A 3,278-nucleotide genomic window follows, 5' to 3' on the forward strand; every position below is an offset into this window, starting at 1 on the left:
GGCGGTGAGGCTGTGTTGCAAATACAAGGTTCTCAGGTCAGGGCAAAGCTGGAGACCCCTCTTCAACCTGGACAGACTACAACGTTTCAGGTTCAACCGGCTTCCCCCAGCGGAATGACGGTGCTTAAGCCTCTGAACGATGTGGCCAATACACCACAGCAAACCGTAGCGCTGACAGATGTATTGGAATCGGTGGGACTGCCGGATACAGCTCAGAACAGGGAGCTTATACAGGCAATGCAAAAGAATGGTGTGCCGTTGACGTCGGAAAATGCGTCTTCTTTGCGAGAAGCTATGGCGAAGCAAAGCGGCAATGTACAATTGGGAACGTTTGTGCAGGCGGCGGCAGTTGCCTTTCAACGGGGACTTCCATTGACGGCAGAAAGCATAAACGGATTGCGTCAAGCGATGTTTGGGCCTCCTTTAAATGATCTGTTGTCTTCGCTGGAGCAAGAGCTTGAAACGGTATTAAAACAGCAAGCACAGGGAATATCCACTGATCGTTCAGTGGGGGAATCGACAGCTATAAAGAACGCTGACCGAATGTCTGCTAGTCCAACAGGTGCTTCTTCTGTGGTGGTAGATGGACAGGAAGGCCAAGCTCCTACATTGTCCAAGGATGCTTCTGCCGCTGCAAAGCAGACAGAAGCTGGACAAACCACAGGCGGCAAGGAATTTTTAAAAGGGACTCAAGCAGCCAACCTTGCTGCAGCAGCGAGTGCTTTGGCAACAGATTCAGATACTGCGACGGGGGCTACATCTGCAGCCAAAGGGACTGCTCCAGGAGAATCGGAGGCAGCCAATGGACGCGGAGCGACAGTGGCATCGGAAGCTGGCGTAAATGCGCCAGAATCGAGTGCTGATGCATTAAATGGTCCCCGCACCAGAGTGGAGCAGTCACAGTCACAGCAAGCTACTGCGGCAAGCACACAGCTTAAGGATACGGATGGCGCTCCAGCGGCTGCCACGGCAGAGCCTGCGGGGGCAAAGCCCGCCTTAACCGCAGCCACGGCTGACCGTCCCTCCGCACAGCAGGCTGGTGCCCCTGTGCCGCAATCCACAGCAGGCAACACTGCTGCGCCAGAGGTGCCGCTCCAGCGGCTGCGCACGTTGCTGCAAGAGCTACGCGCGGCGGTGCCACCCGCGCTGAGCACGGCCGTGCCAGAGCAGCCCGCAACGGAAGTGGCGCAGCCAATGGCCGGCGCTTTGCGGGCTGCAGACGCCACTGCATCGCAGCCTGTGGCGTCCAGCCCGCAGCTCACCCCCACGGAAGACCCGTGGGTAGGCCGCGTACTGAAGCTGCTCGGTGCAGAGCACGAGCAGCAAGTGCACCGCGCGACTACACAGGTCGCGCAAGGGGCGGCGGCACGTATGGAGCCGCCAGAGGGAATGCCCCAGACGCTGCCGGGATTAGCGGCTGCGTCTGGGGACACGGTGTCAGCAGACGCAGACACCGTAAAAGGGGCACTGCTTCAGCTGATGAGCAGTGACGACCTGCCGCCCGCTTTGAAAGAGGCGGCTCAGCAGGTTGTACAGCACCTGACAGGTCAGCAGTTGCTGCTCAATACAGACCGAACGGCGCCTTTTGCACAAGTACACATGTTTATACCATTCGTTGGACCGGACGGTCGCGAAACAGCTACGATCCAGATTCAGTCCCGCCGCGGCAAACGGGGAGAGCTGGACGCCTCCAACTGTCGTCTTTGGTTTGATTTGGACATGAAGGGACTTGGACCGACCCTGGTAGATGTCCAGGTTGTAGATCGGATTGTAAGTGTCAAGCTCCATAATGATCATGAATGGGCGGCTTCGTTGTTAACCAGTGGGCGTGCGTCCATTCACACAGCGTTGGAGTCACTAGGATACCAGCTTCTATCGCTTCGTACCGAGCCCATGCCCATAAGGACTGAACAGAACAGCCTCGCCTCTTCTGAAGTACAAAGCTATGTGCCTCAGCCGTATAAAGGAGTCGATCTTAAAATATGAAAGAGCCGTTGGAACCTCCTTCTCCTTCCATAAAGAAGGCGGTCGCCCTTAAATATACGCCTGGTGAGAGCGAAGCACCGATTGTCGTTGCCAAGGGGAGCGGCCGTATTGCGGATAGCATTTTAGAAAAAGCCAAAGAACATGGTGTTCCCGTTCAGGAGGATGCTGCGCTGGTTGAAGTACTATCCAAACTTGATTTGGACGAACAAATCCCTGCTGAGCTCTATCAGTTGGTGGCAGAGGTGCTTACCTATATATATCAAATGGATCGGCTTGCTTCAAGGGATGACTGGTGATGTGGAATGAAATGAAGGCTGGAGGCAAGGATCAACGGAAAGCTAAAGGAGCGATGGGCGAAGAGGCAGCGGCTTTGTTTTTAAAAAACTTGGGTTACCGAATCATAGAGCGTAATTGGCGATGCCGCAGTGGTGAAATAGATCTGATTGCCAAGCAGGAGCATACACTCGTGTTTATTGAGGTACGTAGTCGAAGTAGCTCCAAATATGGAACGCCAGCAGAATCAGTTACTGCGCGTAAAATAGCCCAAGTTCGCCAAACAGCCGCTGTATATTTGCATATGAACGGGATTGGAGATGCTCCAATCCGCTTTGACATGATTTCTGTACAATTAACTGACGAAAAGGCAGTTGTTACAGACCATTTAATAGGCGCATTTTAAGAGTAAGAGCTTTTTCGAAGCTAAGAGTGCGGGACTGAATTCATATGTACAGGTTGACAGGAAGGAAAGCTACAGGTATATTTTATTGAGAATAGTTATCATTTTCATCTGAAAATGAATATCGAGAAGTTGTACCTGTGAAGGAGGATTTACGTGACAAAACATACCTTTAGTGAACATGTCATAGATGTAATTCAGGAACGCCGGACGATTAAACGATTTAAATCCGACTCTATTCCGGTAGATACGATCAAAGAATTGCTGGACGTCGCTGTGTGGGCTCCTAATCATAAAATGCGTGAACCGTGGCGTTTTCTGTTGTTTGCTGGTGAAGGACGGAAAAAGCTTGCAAAAGCAATTGCAGCAGATATCGGTAAGGACAACAAGTTTGAGAGCGGCATTTTGCACAACCCGATCCAGCTTTTAGTAGTGCTGGAAGAAGACCCGCGTCAAGCGGTTTGGGATGAGGATTTTGCAGCGGTCAGCGCGCTTGTACAAAACTTTATGCTTGCCGCATGGAGCAAAGGAATCGGAACGTTTTGGGTGACAAAGCCATTTTTGTATTCGCCTAAGTTCCGTGAGCACTTGGGAATTCAACCAGGTGAGAAGGTAA

At 52.3% G+C, this 3,278-nt stretch carries 4 protein-coding genes; all 4 read left to right on the forward strand.

Annotation, left to right across the window (positions count from 1 at the left end; genetic code table 11):
* A partial coding sequence (locus tag GRP75_RS22405) for a DNA ligase (protein WP_160790401.1) occupies positions 1-1,986 on the forward strand: 1,986 nt, incomplete at its 5' end.
* The gene (locus GRP75_RS22410; RefSeq protein WP_023988176.1) at positions 1,983-2,282 is read left to right on the forward strand and encodes an EscU/YscU/HrcU family type III secretion system export apparatus switch protein; all 300 of its coding nucleotides are present in this window, start codon (positions 1,983-1,985) and stop codon (positions 2,280-2,282) included. The genes GRP75_RS22405 and GRP75_RS22410, both read left to right, overlap by 4 nt.
* Entirely contained in the window at positions 2,282-2,665 is a 384-nt protein-coding gene (locus GRP75_RS22415) for a YraN family protein (protein WP_028542733.1), read from the forward strand. The genes GRP75_RS22410 and GRP75_RS22415 overlap by 1 nt, the downstream gene beginning before the upstream one ends.
* A 153-nt stretch (positions 2,666-2,818) precedes the next feature.
* Positions 2,819-3,278, forward strand: a 460-nt coding sequence (locus tag GRP75_RS22420) for a nitroreductase family protein (protein WP_160790402.1), incomplete at its 3' end; no start/stop codon positions are given.

This window comes from Paenibacillus sp. OT2-17 (genome assembly GCF_009827695.1).
GTDB classification, from domain to species: Bacteria; Bacillota; Bacilli; order Paenibacillales; family Paenibacillaceae; genus Paenibacillus; species Paenibacillus polymyxa_B.